At 43.5% G+C, this 19,494-nt stretch carries 14 protein-coding genes; 2 read left to right on the top strand and 12 right to left on the bottom strand.

Features of this window, described 5'->3' with window-relative positions:
* Positions 1-48 precede the first annotated feature (48 nt).
* The 3 genes from uvrA to B1K52_RS09355 form a co-directional block, all read right to left on the bottom strand.
* Positions 49-2,928: an excinuclease ABC subunit UvrA gene (gene uvrA / locus B1K52_RS09365; protein WP_077307569.1), complete on the bottom strand. Its 2,880-nt coding sequence runs from the start codon at positions 2,926-2,928 to the stop codon at positions 49-51.
* Positions 2,929-2,933: 5 nt separating this feature from the next.
* Positions 2,934-4,922 carry an excinuclease ABC subunit UvrB gene (gene uvrB / locus B1K52_RS09360; RefSeq protein ID WP_077307567.1) on the bottom strand — a complete coding sequence of 663 codons (1,989 nt, stop codon included), beginning with the start codon at positions 4,920-4,922 and terminating at the stop codon, positions 2,934-2,936.
* Between the two features lie 173 nt (positions 4,923-5,095).
* A complete protein-coding gene (locus B1K52_RS09355) occupies positions 5,096-6,685 on the bottom strand; it encodes a peptide chain release factor 3 (RefSeq protein ID WP_077307565.1) in 1,590 nt (529 codons plus the stop codon).
* A 246-nt stretch (positions 6,686-6,931) separates the two neighbouring features.
* Between B1K52_RS09355 and B1K52_RS09350 the strand changes: the two genes are divergently transcribed.
* Positions 6,932-7,426, top strand: coding sequence for a PTS sugar transporter subunit IIA (locus B1K52_RS09350; protein WP_077307563.1), 495 nt, complete (start codon positions 6,932-6,934; stop codon positions 7,424-7,426).
* 116 nt (positions 7,427-7,542) lie between these two features.
* The gene (locus tag B1K52_RS09345) at positions 7,543-10,746 is read left to right on the top strand and encodes a DEAD/DEAH box helicase (RefSeq protein ID WP_077307561.1); all 3,204 of its coding nucleotides are present in this window, start codon (positions 7,543-7,545) and stop codon (positions 10,744-10,746) included.
* Positions 10,747-10,924: 178 nt separating this feature from the next.
* Here B1K52_RS09345 and B1K52_RS09340 read toward each other — a convergent pair whose 3' ends face one another.
* The 9 genes from B1K52_RS09340 to B1K52_RS18260 all read right to left on the bottom strand — a co-directional run bounded on the left by B1K52_RS09340 (position 10,925) and on the right by B1K52_RS18260 (position 19,438).
* Positions 10,925-11,611, bottom strand: a complete 687-nt coding sequence (locus B1K52_RS09340; protein ID WP_077307559.1) for a YfjL-like protein — start codon at positions 11,609-11,611, stop codon at positions 10,925-10,927.
* A 2-nt stretch (positions 11,612-11,613) separates the two neighbouring features.
* Positions 11,614-12,162 (bottom strand): zf-HC2 domain-containing protein, encoded by a 549-nt coding sequence (locus tag B1K52_RS09335; RefSeq protein ID WP_077307557.1) that lies wholly within the window; start codon positions 12,160-12,162, stop codon positions 11,614-11,616.
* A complete protein-coding gene (locus B1K52_RS09330) occupies positions 12,159-12,746 on the bottom strand; it encodes an RNA polymerase sigma factor (protein ID WP_256855884.1) in 588 nt (195 codons plus the stop codon). Before B1K52_RS09330 ends, B1K52_RS09335 begins: the two co-directional genes overlap by 4 nt.
* Before the next feature lie 268 nt (positions 12,747-13,014).
* The gene (locus tag B1K52_RS09325; protein WP_077307555.1) at positions 13,015-14,208 is read right to left on the bottom strand and encodes a PDZ domain-containing protein; all 1,194 of its coding nucleotides are present in this window, start codon (positions 14,206-14,208) and stop codon (positions 13,015-13,017) included.
* Between the two features lie 110 nt (positions 14,209-14,318).
* Entirely contained in the window at positions 14,319-15,743 is a 1,425-nt protein-coding gene (locus tag B1K52_RS09320; protein ID WP_077310560.1) for a S41 family peptidase, read from the bottom strand.
* 147 nt (positions 15,744-15,890) lie between these two features.
* Positions 15,891-17,243: a murein hydrolase activator EnvC family protein gene (locus B1K52_RS09315; RefSeq protein WP_077307553.1), complete on the bottom strand. Its 1,353-nt coding sequence runs from the start codon at positions 17,241-17,243 to the stop codon at positions 15,891-15,893.
* Between the two features lie 49 nt (positions 17,244-17,292).
* Positions 17,293-18,180 (bottom strand): permease-like cell division protein FtsX, encoded by an 888-nt coding sequence (ftsX, locus tag B1K52_RS09310; RefSeq protein WP_077307551.1) that lies wholly within the window; start codon positions 18,178-18,180, stop codon positions 17,293-17,295.
* Positions 18,170-18,856 carry a cell division ATP-binding protein FtsE gene (gene ftsE, locus B1K52_RS09305; RefSeq protein ID WP_077307549.1) on the bottom strand — a complete coding sequence of 229 codons (687 nt, stop codon included), beginning with the start codon at positions 18,854-18,856 and terminating at the stop codon, positions 18,170-18,172. The genes ftsX and ftsE overlap by 11 nt, the downstream gene beginning before the upstream one ends.
* 285 nt (positions 18,857-19,141) lie before the next feature.
* Entirely contained in the window at positions 19,142-19,438 is a 297-nt protein-coding gene (locus B1K52_RS18260; RefSeq protein WP_077307547.1) for a c-type cytochrome, read from the bottom strand.
* Positions 19,439-19,494: the final 56 nt, after the last annotated feature.

Here is a 19,494-nt window from a genome sequence, read left to right as displayed (position 1 = left end):
GTATGGATGAATTAATCTTGTTTTGTCCCAAGCTCTTGCTGTATCACTTTATTTTTCCGCTACTTGTGCGGCATATTCGATTTCGCTTGTTGTTCGTTCTCTGTCGCGTTCAAGAATTGGCTTCAAGTATTTGCCGGTGTAAGAAGCAGGCACTTCGGCTACTACTTCTGGAGTGCCGGTGGCTACGATTTCACCGCCGCGGTCGCCGCCTTCTGGACCGAGGTCAATGAGATAATCTGCTGTTTTGATAACATCTAGATTATGTTCAATAACAAGAACTGTATCGCCGTTCTCCACAATCCGTTCAAGTACTTTTAGCAATCGGGCAATGTCATCTACATGCAAACCAGTTGTCGGTTCATCTAAAATATAGAATGTTTTTCCGTTGCTGCGTTTATGCAGTTCACTAGCCAGTTTCACACGCTGTGCTTCCCCGCCGGACAGTGTTGTTGCAGGCTGTCCGAGTTTCACATATCCAAGTCCGACATCTGCAATTGTTTGCAGTTTGCGCTTGATTTTGGGAATGTTCTCAAAGAAATCTACTGCTTCTTCGATTGTCATATCCAATACATCCGCAATGCTCTTGCCTTTATACTTCACTTCAAGTGTCTCACGGTTGTACCGCTTCCCGTGACATACCTCACATGGTACATACACATCAGGCAGAAAGTGCATTTCAATCTTGATAATGCCGTCGCCTCGACATGCTTCACAGCGTCCGCCTTTGACGTTGAAACTGAAGCGGCCTTTCTTATAACCGCGTACTTTCGCTGCATTCGTGCTGGCATACACATCCCGAATATCATCAAATGCACCTGTATACGTAGCCGGGTTCGACCGTGGTGTCCGGCCAATCGGAGACTGGTCAATGTCGATGACTTTATCCAAATGCTCTAACCCTTTGACTTGTTTATGCTTACCTGGCTTCTGCTTGCTTCTGTTGAGCTTTTGCGCCAGTGTTTTGTGCAGAATTTCATTGACGAACGTACTTTTACCCGAGCCAGATACACCCGTCACCGCATTGAACAAACCGAGCGGAATTTTAGCAGATGCTTTTTTCAAGTTATTCTCTTCTGCACCAACAACTTCGATAACACGATCCATATCTGGTTTACGGCGTTCAAATGGAAGCGGCACAAACTTTTTACCTGACAAATACTGTCCTGTAAGCGAGCGCTTATCTTTCATCACTTTTGCAGGTGTGCCCTGACTGGAGATCTGTCCGCCATGCTCGCCGGCTCCCGGTCCTACATCAATCAGCCAATCAGCTTCCATCATTGTATCTTCGTCGTGCTCAACGACAATGAGCGTGTTACCTAAATCACGCATCCGTTTCATCGTTTCAATCAAACGGTCATTATCGCGCTGATGCAATCCGATAGATGGTTCATCCAGTACATATAGAACGCCAGTTAACGCAGAACCTATTTGTGTTGCAAGACGAATACGCTGTGCTTCTCCGCCGGATAAAGTTCCTGCTGCACGAGATAATGTCAGGTAATCTAAGCCAACATTGTTTAGGAATGTAAGTCTGTCTACAATTTCCTTCGTAATCATGAAAGCAATTTGACGTTCTTTTTCATTCAGTTCAAGCTCTTCCATGAATTGTTTTACTTCTAATACAGACTGCTCGGTAACGTTGCTAATATGATTACCATTAATAAGGACTGCTAAAGACTCTTCCCGGAGACGATGTCCTTTACATTTTGGACAAGGGCGTGTGTTCATGTATTTTTCCATTTGTTCACGAATGAAATCAGACGTGGTGTCACGATAACGACGTGCGATATTTGTCAGTACACCTTCGAACTCAATGTTGCTTTCACGTACTCTGCCAAAATCATTTTCATAACGGAAATAGATTTTATCTTTTTTCTTTCCGTTCAGCAAGATATCCAGCTGTGCTTCCGGCAGCTTTCCTACCGGCACATCCATATCAATACCAAAATGACTGCTGGCTGCTTCCAGCAGTTTCGGATAATATTGTGAACTAGTCGGCTCCCAAGCTGCAATTGCTCCTTCGCGCAGTGTTAGTTCTTTATTCGGAATAACTAAATCAGGGTCGACTTCCAGTTTCGTGCCCAAACCATCACATGTTGTGCAGGCACCGAATGGGCTATTGAAAGAAAACATCCGCGGTTCCAATTCGCCGATGGAAAAACCGCAAATTGGACAAGCATGATGCTCACTAAATAGCAATTCTTCCACGTCCATTACGTCTACAATGACTCTGCCGTCTCCTAGTGTAAGAGCTGTTTCCAAACTATCTGTCAAACGGCCAGTGATGCCTTCTTTGATAACAATCCGATCGACAACTACTTCAATGGAGTGCTTCTTCGTTTTCTCCAGCTTGATGTCATCTGAAATCTCCATCATTTCGCCATCTACACGAAGACGGATATACCCTTCAGCACGCAGCTTTTCCAGTACTTTCACATGCTCGCCTTTTTTACCGGACACAACAGGCGCCAATACTTGCAGGCGAGATCGTTCTGGAAATTCAAGAATTCGGTCAGCCATCTGCTCAACGGATTGGGAACTGATCTCAATCCCGTGCCGCGGGCAAGTTGGACGCCCGACTCTTGCAAACAACAGACGCAAATAATCATAAATCTCCGTTACTGTTCCGACAGTGGAACGCGGATTTTTGCTTGTTGTTTTCTGATCGATACTAATTGCTGGTGACAGTCCTTCAATGGAATCAACATCCGGCTTGTCCATTTGACCAAGGAACTGGCGGGCATATGCAGATAGAGATTCCACATAGCGCCGCTGCCCTTCGGCGTAAATTGTGTCAAAAGCGAGCGATGATTTACCTGAGCCAGACAAGCCTGTCAACACGACTAGACTGTCTTTCGGAATATCTACATCAATATTTTTTAAGTTGTTAGCGCGTGCGCCTCGGACTGATATATGTTTCTTCGCCACTTGCTTCACCCTTCCGCTTTAAGTTCCAATACAAGATCACGAAGCTCGGCAGCACGTTCGAAGTTGAGATCGCGCGCAGCCTGTTTCATCTCTTGCTCCATATCAGCAATAACTTTTTCTTTTTCTTTTTTCGTCAGCTTCGTCAAATCCGGCGTATCCTTATTCGGTGCGCCGCTCTCTTCAGAAGTGATGGTCGCTTTAATCACATCCCGCACTTCTTTTCGGATTGTCTGCGGAGTGATGCCATGTTCTTTGTTATACGCTATTTGTATTTCACGACGGCGGGTTGTCTCGTCAATTGCTTTCTGCATGCTGTCCGTAATTCTATTCGCATACATAATGACATGACCGTTTTCGTTACGTGCTGCACGTCCCATTATCTGAATGAGAGAGCGTTCAGAACGCAAGAACCCTTCCTTATCCGCATCTAGGATAGATACTAAGGACACTTCTGGTATATCCAATCCTTCTCGAAGCAAGTTGATCCCAACAAGCACGTCATATTTGCCGACTCGTAAGTCACGAATAACCTCGATACGTTCCAATGTTTTAATTTCCGAATGAAGATAAGCAACTTTAATTCCAATATCTTTTAGATAATCGGTTAAGTCCTCTGACATTTTCTTCGTGAGCGTTGTAATTAAGACACGTTCATTCTTTTCGGTACGTTTATAAATTTCACTGATAAGATCGTCAATCTGGCCTTCAATTGGCCGAATATCTATTTCTGGATCAAGCAGCCCTGTCGGACGGATAATTTGCTCGACCATCTCAGGTGTATGCTCGATTTCATATGGTCCCGGTGTTGCTGATACGTACACAAGCTGTTCGGTCTTCTTCTCAAATTCAGTGAATGTCAGCGGACGGTTGTCCATTGCTGACGGCAGACGGAAGCCATGGTCAACAAGCACTTTTTTTCGGGCTTGGTCACCATTGAACATTCCCCTGATTTGCGGCAGTGTAACATGGGACTCATCAACTACTACAACAAAATCATCTGGGAAGAAGTCCAGCAATGTGTACGGCGTTGCTCCCGCATCACGGAAGGTAAGATGGCGGGAATAGTTCTCGATACCAGAACAAAAGCCCATCTCACGCATCATTTCCAAATCATAGTTTGTACGCTGTTCCAAGCGCTGCGCTTCCAGCAACTTGCCTTGCTCATTAAATACAGCGAGCTGTTCTTTAAGTTCTTCCTCAATATTGCTAATCGCTTTCTTCAAGTTCTCCTCACGAGTTACGAAGTGGGAAGCCGGGAAGATGGCAACATGCTCGCGGTCGCCGATTATCTCACCTGTTAACGCATCTACTTCGCGAATACGATCGATTTCATCGCCAAAGAACTCAAAGCGAATACAATGTTCTTCTTTTGAAGCGGGAATAACTTCAACAGAATCACCGCGTACGCGGAACGTACCACGCTGAAAGTCAATATCGTTTCTTGCATACTGGATATCAACAAGGTTGCGAAGCAGTTCATCCCGGTCTTTCTCCATCCCGACACGGACGGAAAGTACTTGGCTCTTATATTCCTCCGGGGAACCTAAACCATAGATGCAGGATACACTTGCTACAATCAGCACATCATTCCGCTCGAAAAGCGAAGATGTTGCAGAGTGGCGCAGTTTATCAATCTCATCATTGATGCTGGCATCTTTCTCGATGAATGTATCCGTCTGCGGTACATAAGCTTCAGGCTGGTAATAATCATAATAACTAACAAAATACTCTACAGCATTGTTCGGGAAGAATTCCTTAAACTCACTGTACAGCTGGCCTGCTAGCGTCTTGTTATGGGCTATTACAAGCGTCGGACGGTTTATTTCCTTCACCATATTCGAAATGGTGAATGTTTTACCAGTACCTGTCGCTCCAAGCAATGTTTGGTGGCGCTTTTGCTGGTGAATACCATCGACTAAGTGATCAATTGCCCGCGGCTGATCACCTTGCGGACTATATTTGGATACTAACTCAAACGTTTCATTTTCCTTCAACGCCAATTTCCTCCGTTCTCTTGATTACTCATATGATAGCATAAAATATATAAAAATACGAACAAACATTCGTTTAAGATTCTGTATATCTGCTAATATAGATGTTTACCTAATATAAAAAACATAAACACTGCAGATAGCAAAAAGCCGTCAAAAAATGACGGCTTCATCTATTAGTTAGCAGTTTGGTCGTATTGGTTGACCTCAAACAGATCAATCAAATCGATTTTCGGGTTTTTATCCGTGAACCAGCGAAGGGCAAAATCATTCTTGAACAATGCCAAGTATTCTCCTTCACGATCCTGTGCGAGTAAACTGCGCTCGTCAAACAGACGTTCATCCACTTGCTCAGCTTTCAGCCAGCGCGGAATGCGTTCTCCCATTGATTCCAATACTACTTCTACATTATACTCGTTTTTCATTCGATATTCGAATACTTCGTACTGCAGCTCTCCAACTGCGCCAAGGATAAAGCTGTCATCACGTTTACCACGGAACAGCTGAATTGCTCCTTCTTGCACAAGCTGCTCAATCCCTTTTCTAAACTGTTTTGCTTTCATCACGTTTTTCGCTGTTACCTTTTTAAATACTTCCGGCGGGAACTGCGGCAGCTCATCGAATTCGAAGTTCGCTTTTCCTTCTAGCAGTGTATCCCCGATTCGGTAAATATTTGGATCATATATACCGATAATATCTCCAGCAAAAGCCTCTTCAACTGTATCACGGGAAGAAGCAACGAACTGCTGTGACTGCGAAAGTTTAATCGGTTTTGCAGAACGAGCAAGCTGCACGCTCATCCCTCGTTCGAACTTCCCTGAGCAAACGCGTAAGAAAGCAATCCGGTCACGGTGGGCCGGGTTCATGTTTGCTTGAATCTTGAAAATGAAACCGGAGAATTCTTCTTTCTCAGGTGATACGACGCCCTCCGTTGTCCGGCGGCCTCCTGGAGAAGGTGCCATGCTGACAAATGTGTCAAAGAAAGTCTGCACACCAAATGGCGCTAGGGCGCTTCCAAAGAACACTGGCGTCTGCTCACCTGCAAGTACACGATCGAGTGAGAATTGGTCGCCAGCTTCTTCTAGCAATTCCAGCTCTCCTTTTGTGTCTTCAAAGGCAGATTGACCAGTCAAATCAGCATAAGCCGGATCATCCAGCTCGTCATACGGAATATACGTTTCTTCTTCATTTCCGTTAAAACGGACAAATTGCTCGTTATGACGGTCGAAGATACCTAGGAAACGTTTGCCCATGCCTGCTGGCCAGTTCATTGGATATGTCTCAATATCCAATACTTGTTCAATCTCTTCCAAAAGCTCCAATGGCTCTCGGCCCTCTCGGTCAAGTTTATTGATGAAAGTGAAAATCGGGATACCGCGCATACGACAAACTTTAAATAGCTTCAGCGTCTGTGCTTCGATACCTTTTGTTGCATCAATAATCATGACAACACTATCCACTGCTGTTAATGTTCGATATGTGTCTTCACTGAAATCTTCGTGTCCCGGTGTATCCAGGATATTCACTTGATAATCTTTATACGGGAAGTTCATTACAGATGATGTAACGGAAATTCCGCGCTGTTTCTCAATTTCCATCCAGTCGGATGTTGCGAACTTACCAGATTTCTTCCCTTTAACTGTACCCGCCGATCGAATAAGGTTACCAAAGACGAGCAGCTTCTCTGTCAGTGTCGTTTTCCCGGCATCCGGGTGGGATATAATTGCGAAAGTCTTACGTTTTTGTACTTCTTCATTTATTTTCATCGGTTCATTACCTGCCGTTCTGTTAGCATTCGTAGAGCGTGTCTATCAACGTGGGCGTTTTTTATCACACTGCGTTAAACCTTCTTTCCGCTCAAAAATCAGTCTTTCTCTACTATACCTAATGTTAGTTGCTTTAGGCAATATCTTCTCGCAGATGGTTTTTATTGACCTGCACGGAGAAAGCGCTTTACTATAATACTAATAAGATTTTCAACAAAATACGGTTTATTCTGAGGAGAGACAACCATGCTAAAAAAACTATTCGGCAAAAATGTTACGGAAGAAAGTTTTGTAAGCCCTGTCACTGGAAAAGTCGTCCCGTTGGAAGAAGTTCCCGATCCTGTATTTGCTGAAAAAATGATGGGTGACGGTGTAGCGATTGAACCGTCCGATCAAACAATTGTCAGTCCGATTGACGCAGAAGTCGTACAAGTCTTTGAAACAAAGCACGCCATTGGCCTGAAAACCGAAATGGGCTTGGAGCTGCTCGTGCATGTCGGACTTGATACCGTTAATTTAAAAGGAGAAGGCTTCGAAACTTTCGTTAAAGTCGGAGATAAAGTTTCTGCCGGAGACAAACTAGTTGCCTTTGAAAAGCCAGTAATCGAAGCGAAAGCAAAAAGCAGCATCACACCAGTGATTGTCACAAACTTTGAAGAAAGTGATTTCACACTGGAAGCACTCTTCCCCGAGCAAGCCGTCGCAGGTGAAACGCAGATCTTTCAAGTGAAAAAGAAGTAATTTCAGGACGGCAGTTATACACTGCCGTTTTTTATTCTGCCTGGTTGGGGAAGGCTATTGTCATATCTGTTATAATGATAGGATAATGAATTTTTTAGACTGGAGACTGGGCTTTTATGCAATCTTATTTTCTCGATAAACAAGATATCATCAAAGTGACAGGTGATCGTTTCTACCGCAGAGGGTTGGACTATGCCAACAAAGGCCGTGTACAGGGGCTTAGCTTTACACCTTCCATCAATCAATGGAAGGCTGTTGTTCGTGGCACAGAAATCTATCCAGTACGGATCTTTTTCTTTGAGGATGATGACCTAGATGGTGTTTGTTCTTGTCCGGCATATCATACCCACTATACGTGCAAGCATATCGCAGCTGTCTTGATCGCAATTAGTAAGAATCGCTTTGACAGCAATGGCTATACGATAACTGAAGATACATCTGCCCCCGCAACAGCTCGGCAGACGGATTTCACCGATCGGCTCGTACAAACCTTCGCTTCCTCGGATGAACGCCTGCCATCAAAACAGCCGGAAACATTAAAACTGGAGTATAAAGTAGAACAGCGCTTTTTGCAGACAAATGGCAACACAGTGCTGGAGGTCGAACTCAAAGCTGGTACTTCCCGTACATATATTGTCCGTCTGGCAGAGGATTTTCTCCGGAGTGTGGTGCACCATACGCGCTACCAGCTGACACCAAGCTTTGCATTTGATCCGAATGTACATATTGTCTCACCAGAGGACAGAGCCATACTAGGACGATTATTAGAGGCTTGTGAAAATAGCTTTATCCATGACTTCGCAGCGTCTTCGCTTCAGTCGGAAAAACGCGCTGTTAAACTGACGCCTTCTTTGGCGAAAGACTTGCTGCCAGAGCTTGCTGAAGCTGGTGCATCCCTTCATCTTCTTCATACCGATGCGATGAATGCATTCCATGTGAGCAGCCAGCCGGCACGCTTGGATTTTTACTTATCAACAGATGAACAAGAAATGCTGCAATTCGGTGTACAGGACATTGCCGCCTATGAATACATTAAAAACTATCATTATCTCGTAAAGGACGATGTGCTCTACCCGGTTCCGCCTGAACAGCGGGAACTAGTGAAAGAACTGTTCTCGATACTGCCTTATCGGCATGATACGCCACAGACAGTTTCCGATAAGAACGTGAATCAATTTGTATCCCAAGTTGTTGGGAAGCTCGAACAAATTGGTCATGTGCATATAGCCGAAACGGTTCGCAGCAAAGTAGAACTGGCACCTCTCACGGCAAAAGTATACTTGGATGAAACAGATGATGTGCTGCATGCCAGCGTCGCTTTCCATTATGGTGATCATGTGATTCAGCCGGGACAAAAGCAGACAAATCTTCCTGTCATCAAACGTCAATCTGCTCAGGAAGATGCCGTTTTGCAGCAACTGCACACATCCGGCTTCCGCTTTTCTAAAGGACGCTTTCATTTGCTAAACATGGAGTATATTTATCAATTCCTCCATGAACACCTGCCTGCTTTGCAGCATCTAGCAGAAGTGTATATTTCCGACCGGGTACAGGCGATGAAGGCAGACGATCAGCATGAAGTGTCTTCTTCGGTTCGCTTACAGCAGGAAAAAGGCATGCTGGAAATCAGCTTTGATATCAATGGTCTATCCGAGGCTCATATCAGCAATGTCTTGCAAGCAATGATTGAGAAGAAAAAGTATTATCGCATTCCAGACGGCGCCTTGCTCGATCTGGAGCAGGATTCGATGAATAACTTCCAAGACTTTCTGGAGCAGCTCCAAATTCGGAAAAGTCAGCTGGATAAGCAACAGATCTTTGTTCCAGTCGCACAAAGCATGCAAGTCGAGGAAGCACTTCAAGGAGCAGCGATGGAAGCTGCTTTTCAAACACTTATTGAACGGCTTCGTCATCCGGAACAAATCGATTTCGACCTGCCAGCCGGACTGAATGCCGAGTTACGTGACTATCAGCTAACAGGCTTCAAGTGGATGAAAACACTCGCCTATTATGGCCTTGGCGGTATTCTTGCTGATGATATGGGGCTTGGGAAAACATTGCAGACGATTGCTTATCTCACATCTGAGCGCGAAGCCAATCCAACATCCCGCCCTTCGCTTATCATTGTGCCTTCTTCCCTGCTTTATAATTGGCAGAAGGAATTCGAGAAATTCGCACCTAACATGCGGACATTGGTTATTTCCGGATCGGTAACAGAACGGCAAAGTCAGCTCGCATACTTGGCGGATTATGACATTGTCATTACTTCTTATCCATTATTGCGAGTGGATCATCATGTGTATGCAGGGCAGTTATTTGATAGTTTAGTGTTAGATGAAGCGCAAGCAATCAAAAACCACAATACACAGACAGCTAAAGCTGTCGGGCTTATCCAGGCCGGAAATCGGTTTGCTTTGAGCGGAACGCCGATTGAAAACAGATTGGATGAGCTGTGGTCCATTTTCCATACCATATCGCCGGGATTGTTCCGCAGCCGCAAGACGTTCACAGAATTTGAACCGGAAAAAATCGCACAAATTACTCGCCCCTTCATTTTGAGACGGGTGAAAACTGATGTGCTGCATGAACTGCCAGAAAAGATTGAAACAACAACGTATTCTGATCTGACACAAGAACAAAAAGAAATTTACGTTGGCTATCTCGAACGGATTCGTCGTAAAATTGACCAAACAATTGCTGAAAAAGGCTTTGACAGAGGTAAATTGGAGATACTCGCTGGACTGACCAGGTTGCGGCAGATCTGCTGTCACCCGTCACTATTCATTGATAACTATACCGGGCAGTCCGGTAAACTGGAACAGCTGCTGGAAGTGATTCGTGAATTGAAGCAAAATAATAAACGTTTCCTTATCTTCTCGCAATTCGCCAGCATGCTGCAGATTATCCGGCAAGCACTGGATGATACGGACGTCTTTTACCTGGACGGCAGCACACCTTCTAAAGAAAGAATGCAAATGGCAGAAGCTTTCAATGAAGGAGAAAACGATGGCTTCCTGATCAGTTTGAAAGCGGGAGGTACCGGCCTGAATTTAACTGGAGCAGATACTGTTATACTCTTCGACCTGTGGTGGAACCCCGCAGTTGAAGAACAAGCAGCAGGCCGCGCTCACCGAATTGGACAGAAAAATGTCGTGCAAGTTATCCGCCTGCTTACCCGCGGGACAATTGAGGAACGAATTTTCGAACTGCAGCAGCGTAAACGCGCACTAGTAGATCAGATTATTCAGCCAGGGGAAACAATGCTCAACACTCTAACAGAAGAAGAAATTCGCAGCCTGCTATCAATGCAAGAAATATAGAAAAAGGAGCAAGCCCCGTCGGCTTGCTCCTTCTCTTTATGGTTCGCATAAAATCAATCGTATTATTGGATGTCGCAAAGAGCTACTGCCGATTATCGGTGTAAGTGCCATAAAAAAACACTAAACTGGTTATCTGAATTAACAATTAACACTCATTTCCTCGTTATTTTCTTCTCGTTTAATTTACGTCTTTTATAGTTAATTCTTGTTCTGGTGTAAAACTAACGTAATAGTCATAAGTTTCTTCACCATTGATGACGCTGCTATACCCTACTTCAGCTAAATGATAATCGATAGATTTACTATTCAATTGCTTCTGTATTTCCTGGCTCTGTTGCAGCATTTGTTCTTTCGTCAAATCTCCTTTTTCAATTTCCAGTATAATGGTGATCGGCTTTGGTGTTTTCAACTGCGGTGTCCATTCCTCGGCAACTTTGTTGTATACTCCCACATCCGTTACCACTGAATCGACTTGCGGCACTTTTTCCTTGAGGAGCGTTAGAATATACCGCTCTGCCTCAGCATTTAGCTTTTCAGATGCCTCTTTGTCTATGTTGGATTCATGAATCGTATCACTATAAACTTCATACGGTTCGAGAGCGGAGACATAGAACGGATAGGTGGTCTCAACTCCAATAGGGTCCTTTTTCACTACATTAAATTGATAAGTGCCATCGGTCCATCCATACCCTACTGACCGCTTGATCTCATAATCCATGTCGGGATAAGTTTGTTGTAAAAATGCTTCCAGGCTCTCCTTTGCTTTGTGTTTGTCAGTTGTATTTCCGCTCATTTGCATGTAAGCGAACACTATGGCAGCAATTAATGAAAATGCAATCACACTGTATATTATTTTCTTTTTCATAATCAATTTTCCTCTCTTATTTTAACAATGCAGAAGCCGATAATGATTCCGATAAAGGTAATGAAAAGGTGGATAATTAAGGTCGTCAGTGCTATTTGAAGAGCCTCCGAAAAACTTTCAGCATATAACTCGCCGAACCAATCCGTTATATATAGCAAGCAATTCCATATGAAGTTCGGTACGCCCGCTAGCAGGACAGTAACGAGGACCGACCGGTAAAACAGATATGTGACCGCACCTAAAATGGCATAAGTCAGGATAAAGCCACTATTGTCATTCATAATGGTCGTGCTCATCGCCAATATAAAAGCAATTGCTACAAAGAAAATCTGTATTGTCGTTAATTTCACGGTAATTTTACGCATCATTTTTTTAGAAGTACCGCCGGGTTTTACTTCTGCAGGCAGTGGAATTTGTGCTTGCTCTGTGACATGGCCGCATTCATGGCAGCTTTTCAAGTGTTCCTCGATAAATTGCTTTGTCTCCAACTGTAACAAGTCTTCTTCATATAAAGGCAAAAGGTCTTGTACAATCGTACATTCTCTGCTCATAAATCCACCTCCATTAATTTTTGGATCTTTAGTTTCAACCGGTGAAAAGTCACACGCGCATAGTTCTCTGATTTCCCGATCAAGATTCCAATCTCTGAAAAACTCAGTTCTCCGTAGATACGCAGCAATATGATTTCCCTTGAGACATCATCCAATTTCGAGATATGATGTAAAAGTATTTTTGTATCTTCATTGATTTCCGCCAACTCTTCCAATGAATGGATTTCAGTCTGTGGAATCTCTGCAAGTTTTTGCATTAAGCTTTGCTGATACTTGTTTTTTCGGTAATATTTTTTTAGTAAATTTGTCGCAATCTTGAACACCCATGTCGACAAGGTGGAATGTCCATTAAAAGATCCAATGTTTTTACAGGCCTCGTAAAAGGTATCGTGGCAAAGATCCTGAGCAGTCATCCGATTTCCTGTTTTGGAATAAAAAAATGCATAGATTTTCGGATGAATCTTTTCATATTCTTCCTCGAGCTTATTCATAACTGCCCTCACTTTCTTGTTGTTCGTAGTATTAATACCTTGAGCACCTATTTCGTTACAATCATTTTTTAAAAAAATATCTTTTTTCCTCAATTATTGGGCTTCCGCCTAGCTTATGACAGCCATCACTCCGCTGATTCGAAATACAATTGGATTCCCTATCAGGCAGAGAAATGCTAGTATTCCAAACACCTGTAACACGTTCATTTAGGAACTTATCCCCCCATTGTATTTACTATATTCTTTATCATTTCAATGGCTACTTATATCTATCAATCTGTATAAGATATTGTACGTTACTAGTTTCAGATACTTGTAGATAAAGAAAACCACTTATCCTTGATAGAATAAGTGGTTCAACTTAGCTGCTAATCGGTGCAGCTTGCTTATGCTGTTCTTGTACAAATATGATGCCCAGTTCGTGTGGTTCACCTTCGTACATGGCGCGTTGTTTGATTCGTATTTCGCCTTGCTCGTCACGGATTTCCATTTTGCAATATTGGCTGTTTGATTGAATTGCTTCATAAAATGTGCGTTCTGTCGCTACACGGATACCATTGACTTTTTCGATTCGCTCACCAGGAAGCAGGCCGAGTCTGTCAGCCGGACTATCTGGTACAACAGCTAGCACAAACATTCCTTCGCTGCTTTCTGTGTAATAAAAGGCCCGTTTCCGATCTTTGTTCCGGAAGAAGAGTGTAATAGCTTCTCTGCCGATAAGTGCCACAACAAATGCAGCAATAGATAGGTAATACGCATAAGTACTAGCTGCACTTAACGCGAGCGTAAACAGAGCTAATACCAAAATCGCCTTTCCTTGCTGGCGTGCTTCGACAAAAGCTGGACGACCTTTGGCAATACCATTGATGCCTGTGAGCAATGGCACAAGCAGCAAGCCGTAACTTGTTCCGTTTAGGTGGAAGAATGGCCACCAAGGCGCAAACGGTTCAATTGCACCAGCAGGTACGAGCAGAAAGAACGGTATGAACAAGAGCTTACGGAAGCGATGCTGTCCAATCCAGCGGCCGCGCGGACCTTTAACCAGTTCTGGCAATGTATCTTCCCGCTTGGTCTTTAAAAGCAAGATTGCTTCCGCTAGCATGATAATGCTCATAACGAGTGCAAAACTAATCCAATTTAATCCTGCAATATCCTCCGCCCAGCCAGCCTGCAAATAATCACTAGCGTATGGCGCAGCACCTACAGCAAGCAGGAAACTGAATCCGAATATGTAAGCTGCCGACAGCCATGTGAACTGCAGCAGTACTGTCAGCACAATTGTCACAAGACTCAGCAGCAATACAACAGGCGGCGCTATCACAATCCCGGCTCCGATACTCACTGCTGTGAGCAAGATTCCAAATATGACGGAGAGAGGCCATGTGCCTGTCCACTCTTTACGGAATGCAAACACCTTCGTCCCGAAGTTAATACGCTCTTTACGGATTCTGCGACTCGACACAAATAACGTAAGCAGCAGGGTCCAATAGAGCAGCGGATTCAAAAAGAAGTTCCCGACCCCATATAGAAGTTCGGTCAACCAATCATTCACCATTATGTGTCTCTCCCTATAACCATCTCTTATGTATACTGTCTATTTTAACATGCCAAGCGGTGTTTTCCTATGTACAACAGAAAAAGCCTCCCATATTGGAAGGCTTCCTATTATTGAGCGAACAGCTCCTGCAATGCTTTGTCCATTTGGTTATCATGCTTGCCATCGCGTATTTGCTCGATGATCTTCGTCTGTAGCAAGTCAGCTGTTTCCTGATTTACTTCTCCAGTAGCTTGAAGGTTTTGATCCTGCTGGAACTGCTTGACTGCTGTTTCTGTTTTTTCGTTGAAGAAGCCATCTTTCCGGCTTGGATCGTAGCCTAGGCCATCCAGCATAATTTGCAAGTTTTTAATTTTGTCATTATTGTCATTGAATTTCAATGTTTCCTTTTCATCCAACTGAATTGGCGTACTATAAAAGTATTCCGGCTGCTCCACTTTCACTGTCGGCTTGATACCTTTTTCGTGAATCCAATCACCATTTGGTGTCAGCCATTTATACAAGGTAAGCTTCAGCATTGATTCATTCTCCAAAGGCACTGTCTGCTGTACAGTTCCTTTACCGAATGACGTCTTCCCAATCAGTTCGTAGCCGCCAGCCTGATTCATCGCACCAGCAAGAATCTCGGATGCCGACGCACTGCCTTCATCAATAAGCACATTGATTGGGTAGTCCTTCTTCTTATCTAACTCTGTATAAAACTTCTGCTTCTTACCATCTTTATTTTCAATCTGTAAATATGGCTTCTCACTTGGTACAAAGTTTTTCAAGATTTCTTCAACAGTTGTCAGAATCCCACCAGGGTTTCCACGTACATCAATAATCAAACCATCAATTCCATCTGCCTCCAGCTTCTTCAACGCTGTTTCAAATTCACCTGCTGTGTTCTCAGAGAAGGAGGTAATCTCAATAATACCAGCAGTTTGACCATTCAATTCCTTTGTATCCGTGTAAACCGTCTCGACTGGTATTTCATCACGTGTTACATCAATCTTCAATTCTTCGGATACTCCCGGGCGTTTTACAGATAGCGTAACAGTTGTCCCTTTTTCACCGCGAATCTTGCCAACAGCTTCCTGTAAATCAAGTCCTTGCAAAGAATCTCCGTCTACCTCGAGCACTTGATCATTCGGCCGCAAGCCTGCATCTTCTGCCGGTGAATCTTTAATTGGCGCTACGATTGTCACATTGTCCTCGACCATGCTTACCTCAGCACCGATACCTTCAAACGATGACTCCAGCTGCTGATTCAACTGCGTAGAAGATGCTTCATCTAGGAAAGAACTATACGGATCGTTCAGTGTTTCGAGCATTCCTTGAATAGCTCCATTCTGCAGCTGCTGCGCGTCTGGCTTAGCAAGTGCATTATTCTTAATCAGCTCATAAGCATTCCCTACCTCAGAAAGGTTTTCTGAATCCCGTGAGGCAGACTCTAATCCCGCCTCGTCACCTGCATATGATGTATAGGCATAGCTGCCTCCTGCCCCGACAACCAATGCCACAATAATTGCAATGATAAATGTTGCTTTTTTTATCTGCACCTTCGCCTCTCACCCTTTCCTCACTTGTCCCATCCGTTACTCTTACTACTATGCTACTCTCCCTCTATCTTATCACTAAAAGAGAAAGATGATGTGAAAAAGGCACCCCCATATTGGAGAATGCCTTTTTTGATTTTGGTATTAGAAATATTTCATTGGGTCTACTGCGTTACTTTTCGCACCGTTCCAAGAACCATCTACATGAATTTCGAAATGTAGGTGAGAACCTGTAGATACACCCGAGTTACCCATTTTCGCAATTTCCTGTCCGCGTGAAACACTCTCACCAACAGATACTTCACGCTTGCTCAAATGTCCGTAAAGCGTACCATATGCGCGGCCATTGATAGAATGTTCCACGATGATAACATTTCCGTAGCCATTCATTGTACCGCTGTAGGAAACACGGCCGCTTGCAGCTGCGTGAACAGGTGTTCCGATTGCATTAGCAATATCAACACCGTAATGGAACGTTCCCCAGCGAGCTCCGAATCCAGATGATTTAGTTCCAGAGGCTGGCCAAGAGAAGATACCAGCTTCTGCAGACTTCACTGTAGAAGTACTAGCAGAACTGCTTTCTGTTGTTGATTTGGAGGTAGATGCATTAGAGCTTGAAGAGCTTTCTTTGCTCTCGGCAGCTTTTTGTGCTGCTGCTTTTGCTTCTGCTGCCGCTTTTTTCTCTGCTTCTAAATCAGCTTGTTGAGATTGTGCATCTTCTTTTGCTACACGAAGGGCTTCTGCTTGGTTTCTTACAAGCTCCTCTTGCTCTTCCGCAGACAAGATTTGATCTTCAAGCTCTGCATATTCATCCTCAAGCTGCTGTTTCAAGTCTTCTTGTTCTGCTGCTTGGGATTTTAAATCTTCTTTAATCGATACAAGTTTATCTTTTTGATCTTGCAAGTTTTGCTTTTCATCTTCACGCTCTTGTTTCTGGTCTTCAAGTTTCTGCTTTGCTTCTAAGTAACCGTTCAATAGTTCTTTGTCAGAATCCATGATTGTTGTAACAGCATTCAGACGGTTGATCATGTCGCCAAAGTTCTTAGATCCCATTAATACTTGCAAGTACTGTACGTCGCCGCCGTTCTGCTGCAAGCTGACAAGGCGATCGGATAGTTTATCCTCACGCTTATCAATATCTTTTTCAGTATCGACGATTTCACCAGAAATTTTTTCAATCTTTTGGTTTGTCTCGTCAATTTGCGTTTCTTTATCTTCTAATGCATTTTCATTTTTATCAATCTTGTTATTCAAGCTGTCCAATTTAGCTCGTAAGCTGTCTTGCTCAGCCTGATTCTCAGATTGTTTGGATTCTGCATTATCAATTTGGCTTTCCAATTCACTTTGCTTACTGTTATTCTCCTGCTGTTTCTCTTGCAGTTCATTAATCTCACTCTGCAGTTCAGAAGAGGATTTTGCGGACGTTTGAATCGGAGTATGTAGGATTGCTCCTGCAGCTAATACAGCTACAAGAACAGGTTTGATCGTCTTCTTCATTCTTCTCTCATTCCCTTTCCTTCTAAATAAGCTTTGTATACTAGTTGATTTAGACTTTAAGAAATTTACGGACACTCATGACGCTGCCCCAGACTCCAATTACTGCGCCAATTGCCAGCAATAATCCTGAAAGCTGGAAAGCGAATGGTGCGTAAGGGAGAATTTGCACAAATCCTATGTCAATATTTTGTGATACATTGTTTGACAAGTAATAATAACCGCCGAGAACAATCGCAATCGGTATAATCGCACCGAGCACACCTAGCATTAACCCTTCAATAAAGAACGGCCAGCGGATAAAGGAGTTGGTTGCTCCTACCAATTTCATGATGCCGATTTCTCTGCTTCTGGCGATGATTGTAATCTTAATAGTGTTTGAGATTAAGAAGATGGCTGTAAATACCAGACCGATGATTAATACAGCACCGATGATTCGGGAGTACTTACTAACAGTAAAGAGACTATCTACTGTTGATTCGCCGTAGTCCACTTTGTCAACACCATCCAGTTCGCCGACTTCATCAGCTACCGAGGAAATATCTTGCGGCTTCGATGTTTTTACAACATACGTATCACTTAACGGGTTGTCTTGTTCGAACAAGTCCCATTCTGTTTGCCCCATATCTTTCATCAGCTGGTTTAACTGTTCTTCTTTCGAGGAATACTTCACTGAACCAACTTTATCTATTGATTCTAGCTCTCCTTGAATTGCTTCCACTTGATCTTTCTCAAGTGTCGGATCAAGGTAGACACTCATTTCTACATCCGATTCAACGTTGGAAGCGAAATTATTTAAGTTAAATACGAGAGCCAAGAAAACGCCGACTAAGATGAGCGTAACCGTTACTGCTCCAATAGAAGCAATGGTCATCCAGCCGTTACGGAATATATTCTTCGATCCTTCACGCAGATGGCGTTTTGCGGTGTTAAGCTTCATATCCGTAATCACCTCCTGCTTCATCTCGGACAATACGACCGTTTTCCAGGGCGATGACACGTTTCTTAATTGTGTTCACAATCTCTTGGCTGTGTGTTGCCATAATAATAGTTGTTCCAGTTTGATTAATATCTTCCAGAATCTTCATAATCCCCCAAGATGTATCGGGATCCAGGTTTCCGGTCGGTTCATCAGCAATCACAACTTTAGGTTTGTTGGCAATTGCCCGGGCAATTGCCACACGCTGCTGTTCTCCTCCTGATAATTCATCAGGGATTGATCTGGCTTTATGCTTTATTCCGACAAGATCAAGTACTTCCATGACACGGTCACGAATCAGTTTTGGTGACTCTTCTATTACTTCTAATGCAAAAGCAACATTCTCATAGACTGTTAGTTTTGGCAGTAACTTAAAATCTTGGTAGACTACGCCGATCTTTCTTCTGATTTGCGGTATTTGTCGTTCTTTATATGTGCTCAAATCAATATTATCTATTTTTACAGTTCCTGTGTTCGGCTTCTCTCCACGGAAGATCATTTTGACAAATGTGGATTTACCGGCACCGCTTGGGCCAACTAGGTACACAAATTCCCCATTATCGATATGCACGTTGACTCCATTCAGCGCAGATACGCCATTGGCATAATCTTTATGCACATCTTTCATATCTATCATGTTTAACTCACCTTTTTTATTATTTCATAATCTGTTAAGTATCAGTTGTTTTATGTCGAACATTGTTGAAAGCAATCGAACCAGCTCTCAAACCCAAAACTATTATAACATCTTCTTTCTCTTTTTTTAGACATATTAATATTACATTTGTGTTTCAATATATGACAATAGGCTCGCTTTTTGAAACAATTGATGCAGTTTTCTGTCGTTTCCACTTGTTCCCAAAGCTGGATACACAACAAAATACCCATACAGACGTCTGTATGGGTATTTGCTATATTGCTTTTACTGCTGTTTTAGCAGCCAGTCGGCGATTTTCTCCGCCTCTTCCCCTTCAGCTTGCCCGGCAGGCATGCCGCCTTTGCCGTTTTCCATAATATCGACAAGTTCTTCTTGTGTATAATCAGATCCCAGGTTATCCAACGCTGGGCCGCCGTTTCCGCCGCTCAAGTCCTGACCGTGGCACATGGCGCAATTATTCTCATAGGCTCCTGCTGGTGTCTCTGCCTCATTGTTGCCGCCGCAAGCGGTTAAAAGAAGAAGAAACAGGAGGCTGCCGCTGACTATTAACTGTTTTTTCAAGAGAATCGCATCCTTTTTTTGTAAGATGGAATAACGGTTCAGCTTGTTATGTTACA

The sequence above is a fragment of the Terribacillus halophilus genome (assembly GCF_900162685.1).
Lineage (GTDB): Bacteria > Bacillota > Bacilli > Bacillales > Amphibacillaceae > Terribacillus > Terribacillus halophilus_A.
The sequence above is the reverse complement of the archived record's forward strand: the minus strand, read 5'-3'. Positions and strand labels throughout refer to the sequence as shown.